This window comes from Desulfocapsa sulfexigens DSM 10523, from assembly GCF_000341395.1.
Lineage (GTDB): Bacteria > Desulfobacterota > Desulfobulbia > Desulfobulbales > Desulfocapsaceae > Desulfocapsa > Desulfocapsa sulfexigens.
In genome coordinates this window covers 1,847,144-1,861,813 of sequence record NC_020304.1, presented here as the reverse complement: position 1 = coordinate 1,861,813, position 14,670 = coordinate 1,847,144, and the positions used below count along the sequence as shown (strand labels likewise).

General features: G+C 45.1%; 14 protein-coding genes and 1 pseudogene. 5 read left to right on the top strand and 10 right to left on the bottom strand.

Annotated elements, in window-relative coordinates:
* Positions 1–65 precede the first annotated feature (65 nt).
* A complete protein-coding gene (gene trxB, locus UWK_RS08250) occupies positions 66–995 on the top strand; it encodes a thioredoxin-disulfide reductase (protein ID WP_015403909.1) in 930 nt (309 codons plus the stop codon).
* A 13-nt stretch (positions 996–1,008) separates the two neighbouring features.
* The gene (locus UWK_RS08245) at positions 1,009–1,848 is read left to right on the top strand and encodes an outer membrane protein assembly factor BamD (RefSeq protein WP_015403908.1); all 840 of its coding nucleotides are present in this window, start codon (positions 1,009–1,011) and stop codon (positions 1,846–1,848) included.
* Between the two features lie 456 nt (positions 1,849–2,304).
* Here UWK_RS08245 and UWK_RS08240 read toward each other — a convergent pair whose 3' ends face one another.
* The 4 genes from UWK_RS08240 to UWK_RS08225 form a co-directional block, all read right to left on the bottom strand.
* Positions 2,305–2,802 (bottom strand): hypothetical protein, encoded by a 498-nt coding sequence (locus tag UWK_RS08240; protein ID WP_015403907.1) that lies wholly within the window; start codon positions 2,800–2,802, stop codon positions 2,305–2,307.
* Positions 2,803–2,942: 140 nt separating this feature from the next.
* Positions 2,943–3,704 carry an acyl-CoA dehydratase activase gene (locus UWK_RS08235; RefSeq protein ID WP_015403906.1) on the bottom strand — a complete coding sequence of 254 codons (762 nt, stop codon included), beginning with the start codon at positions 3,702–3,704 and terminating at the stop codon, positions 2,943–2,945.
* 36 nt (positions 3,705–3,740) lie between these two features.
* Entirely contained in the window at positions 3,741–5,036 is a 1,296-nt protein-coding gene (locus UWK_RS08230; RefSeq protein WP_015403905.1) for a double-cubane-cluster-containing anaerobic reductase, read from the bottom strand.
* Positions 5,037–5,394: 358 nt separating this feature from the next.
* A complete protein-coding gene (locus UWK_RS08225; RefSeq protein ID WP_015403904.1) occupies positions 5,395–5,736 on the bottom strand; it encodes a winged helix-turn-helix domain-containing protein in 342 nt (113 codons plus the stop codon).
* Positions 5,737–5,997: 261 nt separating this feature from the next.
* Between UWK_RS08225 and UWK_RS19815 the strand changes: the two are divergent.
* Together UWK_RS19815 and fdhF are read left to right on the top strand one after the other, a co-directional pair.
* A pseudogene (locus tag UWK_RS19815) lies at positions 5,998–7,467 on the top strand (FAD-dependent oxidoreductase); the annotation flags it as partial.
* 54 nt (positions 7,468–7,521) lie between these two features.
* Complete coding sequence (gene fdhF / locus UWK_RS19355; RefSeq protein WP_322740798.1) at positions 7,522–10,116, top strand: formate dehydrogenase subunit alpha; 2,595 nt, start codon at positions 7,522–7,524, stop codon at positions 10,114–10,116.
* 52 nt (positions 10,117–10,168) lie between these two features.
* Here fdhF and UWK_RS08210 read toward each other — a convergent pair whose 3' ends face one another.
* From UWK_RS08210 to UWK_RS18415, 6 genes are read right to left on the bottom strand one after another with little or no spacing between them, the layout of a single operon-like run.
* Positions 10,169–10,411 (bottom strand): VF530 family protein, encoded by a 243-nt coding sequence (locus tag UWK_RS08210; protein WP_041916362.1) that lies wholly within the window; start codon positions 10,409–10,411, stop codon positions 10,169–10,171.
* On the bottom strand, positions 10,404–11,123 hold the full coding sequence (locus UWK_RS08205) for an RluA family pseudouridine synthase (protein ID WP_015403901.1): 720 nt from the start codon (positions 11,121–11,123) through the stop codon (positions 10,404–10,406). Before UWK_RS08205 ends, UWK_RS08210 begins: the two co-directional genes overlap by 8 nt.
* A 39-nt stretch (positions 11,124–11,162) precedes the next feature.
* Positions 11,163–11,648: a YaiI/YqxD family protein gene (locus UWK_RS08200; protein ID WP_052327041.1), complete on the bottom strand. Its 486-nt coding sequence runs from the start codon at positions 11,646–11,648 to the stop codon at positions 11,163–11,165.
* 18 nt (positions 11,649–11,666) lie between these two features.
* Positions 11,667–12,116, bottom strand: a complete 450-nt coding sequence (locus UWK_RS08195) for an NIL domain-containing protein (RefSeq protein WP_015403899.1) — start codon at positions 12,114–12,116, stop codon at positions 11,667–11,669.
* 33 nt (positions 12,117–12,149) lie between these two features.
* Positions 12,150–12,713: an AAA family ATPase gene (locus UWK_RS18420; RefSeq protein WP_015403898.1), complete on the bottom strand. Its 564-nt coding sequence runs from the start codon at positions 12,711–12,713 to the stop codon at positions 12,150–12,152.
* Entirely contained in the window at positions 12,700–13,713 is a 1,014-nt protein-coding gene (locus UWK_RS18415; RefSeq protein WP_015403897.1) for a phosphotransferase, read from the bottom strand. The genes UWK_RS18420 and UWK_RS18415 overlap by 14 nt, the downstream gene beginning before the upstream one ends.
* Before the next feature lie 110 nt (positions 13,714–13,823).
* Here UWK_RS18415 and larB point away from each other — a divergent pair, with 110 nt between their 5' ends.
* Positions 13,824–14,615 carry a nickel pincer cofactor biosynthesis protein LarB gene (gene larB, locus UWK_RS08185; RefSeq protein ID WP_041916361.1) on the top strand — a complete coding sequence of 264 codons (792 nt, stop codon included), beginning with the start codon at positions 13,824–13,826 and terminating at the stop codon, positions 14,613–14,615.
* Positions 14,616–14,670: the final 55 nt, after the last annotated feature.

Genomic DNA, 14,670 nt, shown 5'->3' with positions numbered 1-14,670 from the left:
GGCTTTCTGCTGGTTCTTTTGCATGAAGCCTGTCCAGCTTTTTTACCAGAATGTCTTTGAATTCCATGGCTAAAACGCATTATAATTTGATCATTTTAGGCGCCGGTCCGGCCGGGCTGACTGCAGGACTCTATGCAGCACGAGCCAGAATGGATCATCTGCTCATTGAGAAAGGTGCTGAGGGCGGGCAGATTCTTCTCACTGACTGGATCGACAATTATCCCGGCTTCCCGGATGGTATTTCAGGATTTGATCTGGCAGAGAAAATGACAGTCCACGCAAAACGCTTTGACCTGAACTCCATTTTCGCCAATGTAGTCTCCATGGATCTCACTGAACCAGTCAAGCGCCTTGCCCTTGAAGATGGTTCTTCGCTAAGCTGTGACACGTTGATCATATGCACCGGTGCTCATCCTCGTCCTCTCGGCATTCCTGGGGAAAAAGAATTTATCGGGAAAGGCGTTTCCTACTGTGCCACTTGTGATGGCCCTTTCTACCGCAATATGCACGTGGCCGTGATTGGAGGTGGAAACACCGCCGTTCAGGAGGCATCACATCTCACTAAATTTGCCAAAAAAGTAACCCTCATCCATCGACGAGATAAACTGCGAGCCACAAAAATTCTTCAGGAAAAAGCCTTTGACAATCCGAAGATTAATTTTATCTGGAACAGTACCGTGACAAGAGTTTCCGGAACTGAAGGTGTCGAAGAACTCCATCTCCTTGACAATTCCGGAAAAGAATCGACAGTAAAGGTTGATGGCGTCTTCGTTCTTATTGGTGTGTTACCCAACAATGAAATGTTACCATTGGATGTTTTAAAAGCCGATGCCGGTGGGTTTATCCCAACGGATCTTGAAACCCGGACTAGTGTAGTTGGTGTCATGGCCGCCGGGGATATTCGCAGTAAGGAAGTACGACAGGTAATCAATGCCGCAGGCGAAGGTGCTACTGCAGTACTTGCCGCCGAACACTATCTCACCAATCTCAGCTGAGCTTAATTATATTATGCCCTGTGTCAGCCCACTTATCCGCCCATTATCGTTTGTCCGATTCACGCTGAATATTGTTTTTATCAGCACACTGCTCCTTTCTCTTGGAGGGTGTGCCCAGATCAGTGGACTCTTTGGAGGCGATGGCAAAGAAAAAGATGTTCGACTCTCAGCACAGACTCTGGCTGGAGAGGGGATGGAGGAATTCTCAAACGGACGCTATTACAAGGCACGAAAAATATTTGATGAAATTCTGGACTACTACCCATTTAGCCCTGAGGCCATGCTTGCCCAGTTAAAAGGTGCCGACTGCAACTACTACATGGAAAATTATCAGGAAGCGCTCATGCTCTATCATGAATTTGAAGAGCGTCACCCGACCAATGAGGCAATTCCCTATGTAATGTATCAGATCGCCATGTCTCATTACCAGCAGATAGACCGTATCGATCGTGATACAAATGGCGCAGAAAATGCCATCAGGGAATTCTCAAAACTTCTTCGCGCCTTCCCTGACTCCCCCTATAGAAACGAAGCCAGAGCCAGGATCAGGGCCGCAAATGAATTCCTGGTTAACCATGAATATTTTGTCGTTGAATTTTATCTCAGAACTGAAAAATATAAAGAGGCTCAAACGCGGCTACAATATCTTATCAACACCTATCCGGACGCGACAATTACACCTAAAGCCACAAAACTGTTAAAACGCCTTGAGGCTGGTGATCCACCAGGATTCAATCTTTCATCATGGTTCAAAAAAACGCTATTACCAGACTGGGCTCAGTTTAAATCTGAGGAGGATAGCGGCGTGCCAAGCTCTCTCAATGAGGTCGAACCTCTAAATACCAGATATTGATATTAGCTATTGGAATAGCAGCTTCTACCAAAAAAACATTTTTTAACCTGATTACCATCAAAACTCAGCTTTGCAAACCCGGAACTGTTCCGTATCGATTATATGGGACGCCATAAACCCATCCCTGGGGGCTCTGCTGCGGCCGTCCAGGCCGCAGATGCCCATATAATCGACACGAAGCAACTCCTCCTCATGCGGGTAGGCTGAGGATTAGTGGTAATCAGTTTTTTTTTATGTTGTCTTGATTCGTATAGCAGGTGCATACCCTTCGTAGATATCTGGGTTCCATTAGTGGAGACTACTGCAAGAAAACAAGTATGGGCATTACAGGTGTGAGCACTATTGCTATGCTCTTGAAATGGGAGCCGGAACTAACCCAGAACCCCTCCCCCACGATAAAGGGTTTCTGTTTTGTTTAGTTGCCCTGAATGGTAAAAAAAAGAGAAAAAAAGCAAATCATGTGTTTCGGCACAGTCCCCGAAAAATAGAGCGTAATGTCTTGTCATCGATTCTCTGGAGTAGCTCTTCTTCGTATGGATCTTCTTTGGTGCTTGGAGCTGACGGAATCTCACTAGTCTGATCTTTACAGGGGGGAGAGGGCGGAATCAATGTGCAGGAAATTCTGAATGAACTCTTATCCAACGAAGTATTTTTGTTATTTTCCAGCCACATATGGCAATCATCATGGCTGCCGACATATGCCAGAAGAACACACTCTTCTTCCCAGACGGTAATCAGACGATAGCCACTTCCCAAATCATATTTTATTACGTTATCAAGACGATGTTCACCATGTTTGGTCTGTTTATATCTGAATTCTTGAAAGGCATCATTGCGGTGGCGCAATGATGCTATAATTTTTCCGGCCTGCCTGGAGGCAGAGGCGCCTTTTTTATCAGATTTTTCCAATCTGCTCAATTGTCTGGAAAAGATTTTAGTTTGGTAAATATCCATCCCCTTACTCTTCACTATTGTTGCCAGATCGAAACAGTCAAGCTATCCTTTTACTGCCGAAAGCAGACTGCATGTTCTTGCCAGTTGATTCCAAATACCTGTACATCTCGGACCTTCCACTAATACTTGTTGCTTCTATTTCATGCCTGAGATTCACCTAATTTGGCTGCCTCAATTGATGCACCAAGTGCTCCAATGATACTCGGATTTTCAGGCACTGCCACCTGCACCCCCACCAATTTACCCCGTATCATACTAACAATACATGGATTATTAGCAACCCCACCGGAGAAGGCCACATACTTGTCAAAACCAATACGGTTCAGCATGGCGAGTATACGGTCTGCTACAGAAGAATGCACGGCTCTGGCAATGTGCTGTCGCGGAGCACCTCTGTTTTTCATTGAAATCACTTCGGATTCGGCAAATACCGTACACATGGAGTTTATCTGTACTTCCTGGTCCGAATCAAGAGCGGCCGGACCAAACTCGACAAGTGGATAAGCCAGTGACGCAGCCATTATTTCCAAAAACCTGCCTGTACCGGCCGCACATTTGTCGTTCATTTGAAAATTGCTAACCTGTCCTTTGCCATTGAGAGTTATGACCTTGGAGTCCTGCCCTCCGACATCCACAATCGTGGTAACCTGTGGCAACACCGCATGAATACCAATACCGTGGGCTTTAATTTCGGTAATGACATCATCAGCAAAGTGCTCTCGAGCGAGATGGCGGCCATATCCCGTGGCAACGATTTGGTCTGCCTTATAATCCGTTAACATTTCCCTGGCTTGTTCATGTGGTGCAAAACCGCTTTCTTCAATTTTATAATCAACCATCCTGCCGTCTTGGAATGCTACCACTTTGATCGTCCGTGAACCCAGATCAACCCCCACGTACATATTGTCCTCCATTTCCTATGATTACACCCACCAGAGTCATCCGCTGATCTGTTCCAGGAAGGCCTCCACCCTGGTCTGCAGTTGCCCCACATCCTCAGGCGAGTAGTCGGATTCAATAAACATGTATGGAATATTTTCCTTTTCACATGCCTCCCTGATACGGATTTCTTCGACATTGTAGGTATGACAGAACTGCAAAGAATAGTGAATGATACCATGAGCATCCGATTCTCTGTACTCCTTGAGGACCTGATCAATCCGTTCGTTGTTAGGGGTAAAACAGGAACAATCGATCTGCATGTATCGACGGGTAAGGTTCTGAAGAATAGTCTCAATATCTTCTCCGTCCTCGTCCATCAGATCCTTATAATAGCGGGTACCAATACAGCTTTCCTCATTGACAATAACCGCCCCGGCTCCTTCGACGAGGTTATGCAGCTTCCAATTGGGTAGAGCCATGGGAACTCCAGCAACCATCACTCTGGCAGCATTTTTACCAGGCACGGCAACACCATCCTGAATACGTTGTTCAAGTTCATCACACAATTCACCGACCTTTTCGGTAAACCGGACCGGTTCATCGTAGAAGGCAATCTGCTCAATGAGCAGGACATCTTTCCCTGAGATCGGCGTTGGATTAGTATGGCGTAGCATATTAATCCGCTGCAGGGCTTTACGTTTGTTATTCATTGTTTTGACGGCACGATTCAGTTCCTCAAGCATCACTTCTTTGCCTGCAAGTGACTCAACCTTGGTCTTGAATTCTTTCACCTCAGCCAACCACATATCCTGGTCGGTCTGTTTTTTCATCTGCGGTATCTCCATAACATAGGTCGAAACCATGTTATCCAGAATCTCCCAGGTTTTTTTCTTAGCGTCACAAGTGGTCTCCCCGTACACAAGATCAACTGCCTGAAAATAGGGGCATATACGACCCGCCTTAAAACCAAAGGCAGACTTCACCATGGGGCAAATATTGCGGGGTAGAATCTTTTCAGCATCGGGCACGGATCCCTGCGAACCGCCGCATAGACCTACACAGACACCGCCAGCAGCCAGTACGATCTCCTCAGGGATATAAACACAGAAGGTTCCGATCACCGGTTTACCCTCTTTTTTGGCAGCCAGCAATTCCTTGATCCGGCCACCATGGATTTCTGCTATCATGTTGTCAAAGTAGGCCATACCCGATGGTCGGTTTTTCTGGGACAGATAGGTCTTTTCATATATATCTCCCAGCATTAACCGCATTTTGTCAAAACGTTCCACATCCATATCCAGGTCTTTCCACATCTCGGGATAGGCCTTTATTTCAAATTTCCCAGCAGTCATAGTGTCCTCCACTTTTTTGTATAATTTCATAGCAGAACATATATATTACGACTACCTATACGTCAAACAGGTAATTCCTATATGTAACTATACAATCATAGGAATTACCTACCGGATCTCCCCCCGTCCTTGAGTCTGGTACTACTGGAACATTGACCAATCATGCCAACAAAACCCATAAAAAAAACACCGCTCCGCTTTTTGGCAGCGGATGTTGAGAAAAGGCTACTTGCTTCCTCGGCATATCTGCAGTTCCGTTTCCCGGCTTTACCTACAATTACGGTATCCCGCTGGCGTTTACTACATCCCCTTTTGAAATATCCAGTTCCAACTAAAAGTGTTGAGGCAAAACATGATCTTATTTCAGAGACTTTGTTAGGAGTTTTGAAAAAGAGCTATTTGAATCATCAAGAATATGAATATGCATTTCATTAAAACGATCCATCAAGTCCATTGCATACGGCGTAAGTTTTGACCCTCGCCCATCCCTTACAACTAATCGTTCTCCTAATCTATCCTCCGATGCCTTAATTCTCCCCCACAACGCTCTGTAACCCATTTTTAATTCTCTGGCTGCTGCCTGTAACGAATTATGTCGTTTAATAGCGTCAAGAATTCTATACCTCCCCAACCCGAAAACCACATTTCCATTCTGATCTTCGATCCATACCTTTGATTTGATAGTAAATTTTTTCTTCATAAGATTTTATTTTTTATTAGGACAGGCCCACAACTGTTGCCCATTGTTATCTTCAATGTATCACAAATTTTTCATAGACCTTTTACATTGTGTTTGTTTTAAACTATGCCAATCTTGACATATGTGGTCGAGGAAGATATATATTGTTTTTTCACTAGACTCTCAGCTAGAGCATGGAGTCAATCTACCCGACCTGACAAAACAATTTGAAAATTTGATTTGTCTGTCAAATTTAGCGCACTCAAGAGTAAACGATATCTTATGAATCTAATAACCATTTCAATTGACTCACGATATGTTTCCGTTCCCCAAAACACCACAGTACTAGAGGCAGCGCGACAAATTGGAATTATAATCCCGACTCTATGCCATGTGGATGGTAAACCATCCGATACTCCCTGCAACCTCTGTGTCGTTGAAGTGGAAGGACAGAGTAACTTTATGCAATCCTGTGTGACCCCTGTTCAGAAAGGAATGGTGGTTATCACTCACTCAGATGCTCTCTCAAAACACCGTCAGCACCTATTGAGCAAACTGGCCAAAACCCATTTTGGGGATTGTAAGGCTCCATGTAATCTCACCTGTCCGGGACAGATTAATGTCCAAGGCTATATTGCCCATGTTGCTAAGGGACAATACGAAGAGGCCCTGCGTCTGATAATGGAACGGAATCCTATGCCCTTTTCCGTTGGTCGCGTTTGCCCCCGTTTTTGTGAGACAAGGTGCCGTCGCATTCTAGTGGATGAACCTGTCTCAATCAATCACCTTAAACGTTTTGTAGCTGACTGGTGCATGACTCATGAGATCGACCTGAAAATTACAAAGGACAAACCAACTGGAAAGCGGGTTGCGATAATCGGTGGAGGGCCTGCTGGTCTCACTGCTGCATATTTTTTAACGCGTAAAGGACATGAAGTCACTATTTTTGAAGCAGCCCCCAAACTTGGGGGTGCTTTACGATATGGCTTCCTCGAATATCGTATTCCAAGAGAAGTACTTGATTATGAAATTAACACCATTTTACGCCTAGGCATCTCAGTCAAGCTGAGTCAAAAATGGGGACGTGATTTTAATATCCAGTCTCTCAAAGAACAGGGATATGATGCTGTATTTATAGCTTCCGGCGCAGGAATTGATAACTCTCTTGATATCCCGGGTGGTATTGGGCCTCATGTTTACACTGCTATGAACTACTTGAGAAAAGTAGCTGAAGGCAAAAAAACAGATATTGGAAAACGTGTGGCCGTTATCGGCGGCAACAATATAGCCATGGAAGTGGCCAGAACCCTACTTCGTCAGGATGTGGACGAAGTTACAGTTGTTTACCCTCGTGCCCGTCTGGAAATGACTGCTCATCAACGAAACATTAAAGAGGCTGAGAATGAGGGCATTCAGTTCCTGCTCATGGCGTCTCCCTATGAAATCATCCAGCGAGAAAACAAACGTTCACGTTTAGAACTGAAGCTTATCAGGATGAAACTTGGCAAACAAAACTCAAAAGGGAAGCGTGAACCAGAGCCTATTCCCGGCACCAGCAACATTTTACAGGTTGATTCTATCATTGCATCTCTTGGCCAGTCCGCTGTTTCTGGAAATTTCGAAGGTGGTGACATTGAAGAATCTATCGAACTTTCCCCACGTGAAACCATTAATTCCAACACGAGAACATCGCAAACGAATATTGATGGGATATTTGCCGGAGGAGATGCCGTTTCAGGGCCAAAATCGGTAATTCAGGCTGTGGTGTCTGCACGACGTGCTGCAACAAATATTCATGCTTACATCATGGGAGAGGATAAAGAACCTGCTGACAGTCGTTTTAATTTTACACGTGGCAAAACTTTTGACGATGTTGATTTCAAGAATTTTAGCGATATCAAAATAACGCTCCGCGAAAGAATGCCCACCAGACCTCCTGAAATTTGCAACAAGGACTTCGACGAAGTCAAACTGGGTTTCACAGAAAAAATGGCCAGGCGTGAAGCGGATCGCTGTCTTTCGTGCGGTTGCACGGCCTTTGATCGTTGTGACCTGAAAAAGATGTTAATAGAACATACCATCAATATCAACAAAACTGGCATGGGGATCACCCCTATCTATGGAAAGGATTACAGTCATCCCGCTTTTATTATAGATCGTGATAAATGTATTTATTGCAGACGCTGTGAGAGATCCTGTGAGTATGATGCCCTGGAACTCGGTATCGAATCCATGGATGGCGCTGGTCAGATAACAGGACTGACCATCAACTTCAAAGACAACTGCGTCTCTTGCGGAGCTTGTATTGACAGCTGTTCAACTGGTGCATTGAATAAAAAGGCTCAGACTATTCCTATTCAAGCAGAAGCTGTCAGGGAAGTACGTACAACCTGTCCTTACTGTGGCGCAGGTTGTCAGATGCTTCTTCGGGTGAAGGGCAACACTATCATTGAAGTCAACTCCGAGAAAGACCTTGCTCCTAACTACGGTGCTCTCTGCGTCAAAGGTCGCTTGGCACATGAATTTGTTCAGCACAAAGAGAGATTGAAAAAACCACTCATTCGCAAAAATGGCATTCTTGTTGAGGTAGGGTGGGATGAGGCTCTGGAGTATACAGCAAAAAGGTTTTTTGACCTCAAGGCCATGTACGGAGCAGATTCAATAGCCGCTTTCTCCTGCGCCAGGGCAACCAATGAGGAAAACTACCTCATGCAAAAATTCATGCGCACCTCGATAGGGACAAATAATATTGACCATTGCGCCAGGCTCTGACACGCTCCAACGGTGGCCAGTCTGGCCCTCACATTTGGCAGTGGTGCAATGACAAACTCAATTATGGATTCAAAGAATACAGACCTTTTCCTTATGATCGGTTCCAACCCTGATACCGGACATCCAACCATTGGAATGCGCATCCATCAGGCCGTTGACAAAGGGGCAAAGCTTATCGTTGTTGATCCTCGCAGGACCAGGCTTGCAGAACGTGCAGATCACTGGTTGAGAATAAAGCCAGGTACAGATGTAGCTTTCCTGAATGGTTTGATGCACATCATTCTTGAGGAAACTCTCTGGGATAAATATTTTGTTGAAGAACGCACTGAAGATTTCAATTATTTAAAAGAAGTAGTTACGAAATATAATCCCGAATATGTATCAGGGATCACAGGGTTGCCTATAAAACAACTCTACACCGTTGCCAGGATGTATGCTGCAGCAGGAAGACATGCCATCTATCATGGGATGGGAATCACCCATTACGTGACTGGTACGGATCGTGTCAAAAGTATTGCCAACCTGGCCATGCTTTGTGGAAAAGTCGGTGTTGCAGGCGGTGGCTGCAACCCCTTGCGAGGACAGAACAATGTGCAGGGGGCCTGTGACATGGGAGCTCTTTTTAACACCCTCCCAGGATATACCAGCTTTGAAGATATCAACCTCTTTGATCGCTATGAAGAGGAGTGGAAAGTCAAACTGCCACGGATACCGGGAAAACCAGCAACTGAGGTCTGGGATAATGTCCTTTCCGGTGAAATCAAAGGACTTTACATCTTTGGAGAAGACCCGGCTATTGCTGATCCTAATATTGCCCATGTCCACAAAGCCTTGGACGTGGTGGACTTTATGATCGTTCAGGATATTTTTCTTACCGAGACAGCTAAAGCTGCTGATGTAGTTTTTCCAGCAGCATGTTATGCAGAAAAAGATGGTACTTTTACCAATACTGAACGTAGAGTGCAACGTGTACGTAAGGCAGTGGATCCACCCGGAGAAGCCAGGCCTGATTGGAAAATATTCTGCGATCTGTCCGACAAGATGGGTTATGATATGCACTACGAATCTCCTAAAGATATTTTTGAAGAGATTCGGAAAATGCTTCCCCAGTACAGAGGGATCACCTATGAACGCCTTGAAAAAATGGGCTTGCAATGGCCTGTTCCTGATGTAGATCATCCGGGCACCCCAGTTCTTCACACCAAGGAATTTACGCGAGGTAAGGGACTTTTTATTCCTGAAGAATACATTCCTCCAGTTGAAAAAGTAGACGAGGAGTATCCTTTATATTTTACCACAGGCCGTGATCTTGCCCGATATAATTTTAGTTCCATGACAGGGAAAACCCCTGAGATTGATGCCATCAGTCCTGAGGCAAAAGTCGAAATAAATCCGCTCGATGCAAAACGATATAAAATTAAGGAGGGAGATATGGTGCGCTTGGCCTCCCGGCGAGGAAAGGTGGAAATGAAGGCAACTCTCACCGATCGTTCTCAGGAGGGAACTCTCTTTGCAACCTATAACCACACTGAGGCACTGGTGAATTTCCTGACCCTGGATGCCTTGGATAGGCTTTCAAGGACACCGGAGTACAAACTATGTGCGATAAAAATTCAAAAGATCACGTAGTCAAGAGATATTTGAGATATATTGGCGTTCAGAAATAGAATTTGTTTACCATTTATGACTTGAATTCAGGTTGTTTTTTTCTCAAAGTAACAAGATATAGATTTTCAACTTTTGTACGAGCCCATGGCGTCTTACGGAGAAACTTCAGGCTGGACTTCACGGAAGGATTGCTGGTAAAACACTTGATCGGTATCCATTTTCCCAATTTCTCCCATCCATACCACTCAACCAGCGTGGTTACAATTTTCTCAAGTGTCACCCCATGCAGAGGGTTATTAGGCTGTTGCTTATCCACGAGAAGAAACCAGAGAATAAAAATAACCAGGAACCTTCGCTTCAAAGGTCATTTCGATATTTGAAAAGGGATGCACCAATGTAAGAGAGGCTGCGTGAAGGGCTAATCGTTTAATGTTTTTGTCTTTTTCGCCATATTTTTTATCACCGGCTACGGGATGCCCCTTTTCAGCAAAATGGACACGGATTTGATTTTTTCGCCCGGTCAGTAAATCGACCTCAAGAAGACTGTACTGTGCTGATTCTTTCATGACTTTATACCCAGTCCTTGCGAGTTTCCCTTTTTCCGGGTCTTTCACTGAATACATCTTATGGATACTGTTCTCGGCAAGATATGACGTAATAACTCCCTCTTTCTCTGAGAGTATTCCTTTGACCACTGCACAATAGGTTTTTGAAAATGTTTGCCACTGCTCCTGAAGAAAACGTTTTGCCTTTTCATTCTTAGCAAACACAATCACACCAGAGGTGTCCTTATCCAGACGGTGGACAATAAATACCCGGTTATTTGACTTTTTATTCCCCCTCCTGACGTAGTCTGTAAGCTTGAAATAGGCTGTATTTTCGGTGTCTTTTCCGTCACTTATGGTAAGCAGACCGTGTTTTTTATCCACAACCAGAATGTCATGATCTTCATAGAGAATAGGCAGTCCTTTGGGCTGAAATCGTTCAGGCGGGCTTTTGAATTTCTTTATTGTATTCAAGTAACTCACATCTGTTTTTATGCTCTTTTAAGATACCACCATACTGAACTACCATGGAGGCGGACTGTGTTTACGACGCGTTGATTTTATGGAAAACTTGGCTAAAAACCTGTCCAGTTGGTTGGCAAAAGCCTGCCGATCTCCCTTATCCAATGCCGGTGGCCCCCCCGTGTCAATACCATCGGCCCGGAGAGTGTCCATAAAATTTCTCATACTAAGCCGCGATCCTATAGTATCAATACTATACAATTCACCGCGAGGATTCAAAGCGTGGCCCCCTTTTTCGATAACATCTGCCGCAAGGGGAATATCCGCGGTAATCACAAGATCACCCGGATCCAGCCTCTTAACTATTTCCTTATCAGCAACATCCGGGCCTGCCCCTACCTGCACAAATGTAATACAGGAAGAAACGGGCACCCGAACCAGCTGATTTGCAACAAAGGTGATCTGGACTCCGGTCCGTTCGGCCGCTTTAAATAAAATCTCCTTGATGACCACAGGGCAGGCATCCGCATCGACCCATACTTTCACCTTCACTTGTCGCTAGTATCAGGTAACAATTTTCTCCTCTGCCTCGACAAAGGCCTCTGAAAGAGGCGACACTTCCATTGCTCTCACAGGACAGATTGGAACACAGAGCGAACAGCCCGTACACTTATCAGCATCAAATATAACTTCCATGGAAGGCCGTTTAATATACAATGCTCCTACGGGACAGATACCTGTGCAGGCGCCACACTGGAAACATTTATCATCATCTCTCTTTATGGCTGCCGCAAGACGCTCTGCCTGCACCCCAAAAGACTTTAGATAATCCAAACCGTTTTTAACTTTCTCCCGTGTTCCCTTCAGCTCAAGAATCATCACCCCCTCACGCTGGGGAAGAATATCTGCCTTTAAAATATTAAATTCAACGTCATACTGTTTTACCAGCTGGTATATAATGGGCTCGTTGCTGGTTTCCTTAGGAAAACGTAATACATAAATCTTTGTTGTCATTTTGCACCTCTATCTAATCATCCAAGGATTTCCTTAGAAACTTATCTCAGTTGTTACTTTCCTCACCAGATCCTCTATGGGGGCATCAGTGTCCAGTTCGATTACCTGTTCCGCTTCCGTCACAGGCTGAAAGCGTTTTTTCTGGGAAAGATATATCTCCCAGCTTCCATCTGATACAGCATCAGGATCTGAAGCACGTATTTCCAAACGCTTCCGTATCACATTTTCCGCGCAAAAACAGTGGACAAAAACCAGTCGCGCCTGATTTGCAAAACGTTTTCGCAACAGATCCCGTTCTTCCAGAGATTGATAGGATCCGTCAAGTACAACACAGGCCTGTTTATCAGTATCAAAATGCTGCGCAGCTCGTTCGATCAAGGCATCATAGGTACGTCTGCTGAACGCAGGTGTGTAAATTCCCTGCCCCATCTTTTCAGGTTGTTCGACCGTGGGAGACAGCCCCGCCAGCTCCTTGCGAACTCTATCCGAATTATAATAAGGCAGGTCATGCTGGCGTGCCCAGGTGGAGGCAAGATAGCTTTTTCCGGTGGCGATCATTCCAAAAAAAACGACCAGAACGTTCTCAGGCTGTGGCATACTGTTCTGCCAGAAGGAAGTGTTTTCTTGCCTGCTCTATCAGTGCAGTCCTTGCTTCTGCATCCACCGCCGGGTCACTCGCTGTAAACAGGGCAATTTTTGCACGCACATAGGTTCGATAACACTTATAAAAATTTAGCATCCCCATAAGGTCCGAATCCCCTGATTTTTCCACAAATTGTTCGATAAAATAATTTGAAAACTCAGCAGCTCCATGAAAATCCAGATCCATGGCCAGAAAGGCAACATCAGCTGCTACATCGGTGTAACGAAAGCGCTCGTTAAACTCAATGCAATCAAAAATGTAAACAGGATCCGAAAGACAAATGTTTGCTGAATGCAGATCCCCATGACAGTCCCTGATCCTGCCAGCATCTATCCGTGCCTGAAAGCGATCTTCATGGGTCAAGAATTCCTTAGAATAACTTACAATCGTATCAAACTGGGCTCTGGTTAGGGCTCCCTTATCCACAAAATCCTCGGTTTGATCAAAATTCTCAAGGACATTCACTGCAACAGCATCTGCTTTTCCAAATTGCTTAACCTCTCCGTCTCCCGCTGCTGCCTCATAAAAAGGAACCAACCGATTGATAATATCGTCAAGATGGGCCCTGGTCAACTCACCTCTTGCCATTACCCGTCCCATCATTTGCTCTTCAGGCATTCGAGCCATTCTGATGCCATATTCTACAACCTCACCACTGCCATTCAGACAAAAACCGTCCCCGTCCCTGTTAACAGTAACCAATGCCTCATAGAGATCGGGACAGAGCCTTCTGTTTAACAGCAACTCCTGTTGACAATAGTACTTCCGTTTCTCAAGGGTGGAAAAATCCAGGAAACCAAAATCAACAGGCTTTTTCCACTTATAGACAAAATCTCCTGCAAGGAGAACAAAAGAGATATGGGTCTGCACCAGTCGGATATCAGCTGCTGCGTGCGTATAACTGTTTTCCTGCTGCAAAAATTGAATATAAGAGGGAAGCGTCACATCACTCATTCAAAAACTCCTTAGAACATAAATTATTTTAGTACGAAAATTCACCTTAGTTTATTATGGTGGTACCTTAAACTTTTCACATTTAACTTTCCACCCTAAAAGTAATGCCAATGAATCAAGACGGTATAGAAAAACTCTTCACTGACGTGCAGCAGGGGAATTGCTCGGTTGAACAGGCTGTACACGCACTCCGCCATATGCCGGGACAATTCATCAAAGACGCCTGTATCGACCACCATCGAAGCCTTCGAACCGGTATCCCTGAAGTCATTTACGGGGAGTCAAAAAGTGCTGCGCAAATCGTTGCTATTGCAAAAACATTCCTACAGCAGCAAGCTCTCTTTCTTGCCACCCGCATCGACCCTGAGAAAGCTAATCATATCAGGAAATCCTGTCCCGAAATAACCTATCACACCAGGGCCAGAATGCTCTCCTGCAACCTGCAGGAACCTGACCCGACGCGTGTACACGGAAACATACTTATTCTCTGCGCCGGGACATCTGACATACCAGTGGCAGAAGAGGCTAAAATAACCGCCCAGGCCCTTGGCAACCCTGTCAGCACCCATTACGACGCAGGAGTTGCCGGCCTTCATCGCCTGTTCAGCCAACAGGAGGCAATTACTGCAGCCTCTGTGATCATTGTGGTGGCCGGAATGGAGGGAGCTCTCCCCAGTGTGGTGAGTGGAATATGCAGCTGCCCAGTGGTGGCAGTACCAACATCCATAGGTTACGGAACCAGTTTTGGTGGAATCACTGCTCTTCTCGGGATGCTTAACAGCTGTGCTCCTGGTCTTGCCGTTGTTAATATCGACAATGGATTCGGTGCAGCCTGTCACGCATCAGCCATTAATAGAAAAAACAGGCCTGAATCCTTGCAAGATTCGGGCAGTACAGTATAATCTCTTAATTTTTGTCCGATTCAATTGTTTTCTAACAAATCAATCAGCACTATTT

Bases quoted from the DNA above. Each gene is read 5' to 3' on its own strand.
- trxB (WP_015403909.1), top strand. From the start codon at position 66: ATGGCTAAAACGCATTATAATTTGATCATTTTAGGCGCCGGTCCGGCC.
- UWK_RS08245 (WP_015403908.1), top strand. From the start codon at position 1,009: ATGCCCTGTGTCAGCCCACTTATCCGCCCATTATCGTTTGTCCGATTC.
- UWK_RS08240 (WP_015403907.1), bottom strand. From the start codon at position 2,802: ATGGATATTTACCAAACTAAAATCTTTTCCAGACAATTGAGCAGATTG.
- UWK_RS08235 (WP_015403906.1), bottom strand. From the start codon at position 3,704: ATGTACGTGGGGGTTGATCTGGGTTCACGGACGATCAAAGTGGTAGCA.
- UWK_RS08230 (WP_015403905.1), bottom strand. From the start codon at position 5,036: ATGACTGCTGGGAAATTTGAAATAAAGGCCTATCCCGAGATGTGGAAA.
- UWK_RS08225 (WP_015403904.1), bottom strand. From the start codon at position 5,736: ATGAAGAAAAAATTTACTATCAAATCAAAGGTATGGATCGAAGATCAG.
- UWK_RS08195 (WP_015403899.1), bottom strand. From the start codon at position 12,116: ATGACAACAAAGATTTATGTATTACGTTTTCCTAAGGAAACCAGCAAC.
- UWK_RS18420 (WP_015403898.1), bottom strand. From the start codon at position 12,713: ATGCCACAGCCTGAGAACGTTCTGGTCGTTTTTTTTGGAATGATCGCC.
- UWK_RS18415 (WP_015403897.1), bottom strand. From the start codon at position 13,713: ATGAGTGATGTGACGCTTCCCTCTTATATTCAATTTTTGCAGCAGGAA.
- larB (WP_041916361.1), top strand. From the start codon at position 13,824: ATGAATCAAGACGGTATAGAAAAACTCTTCACTGACGTGCAGCAGGGG.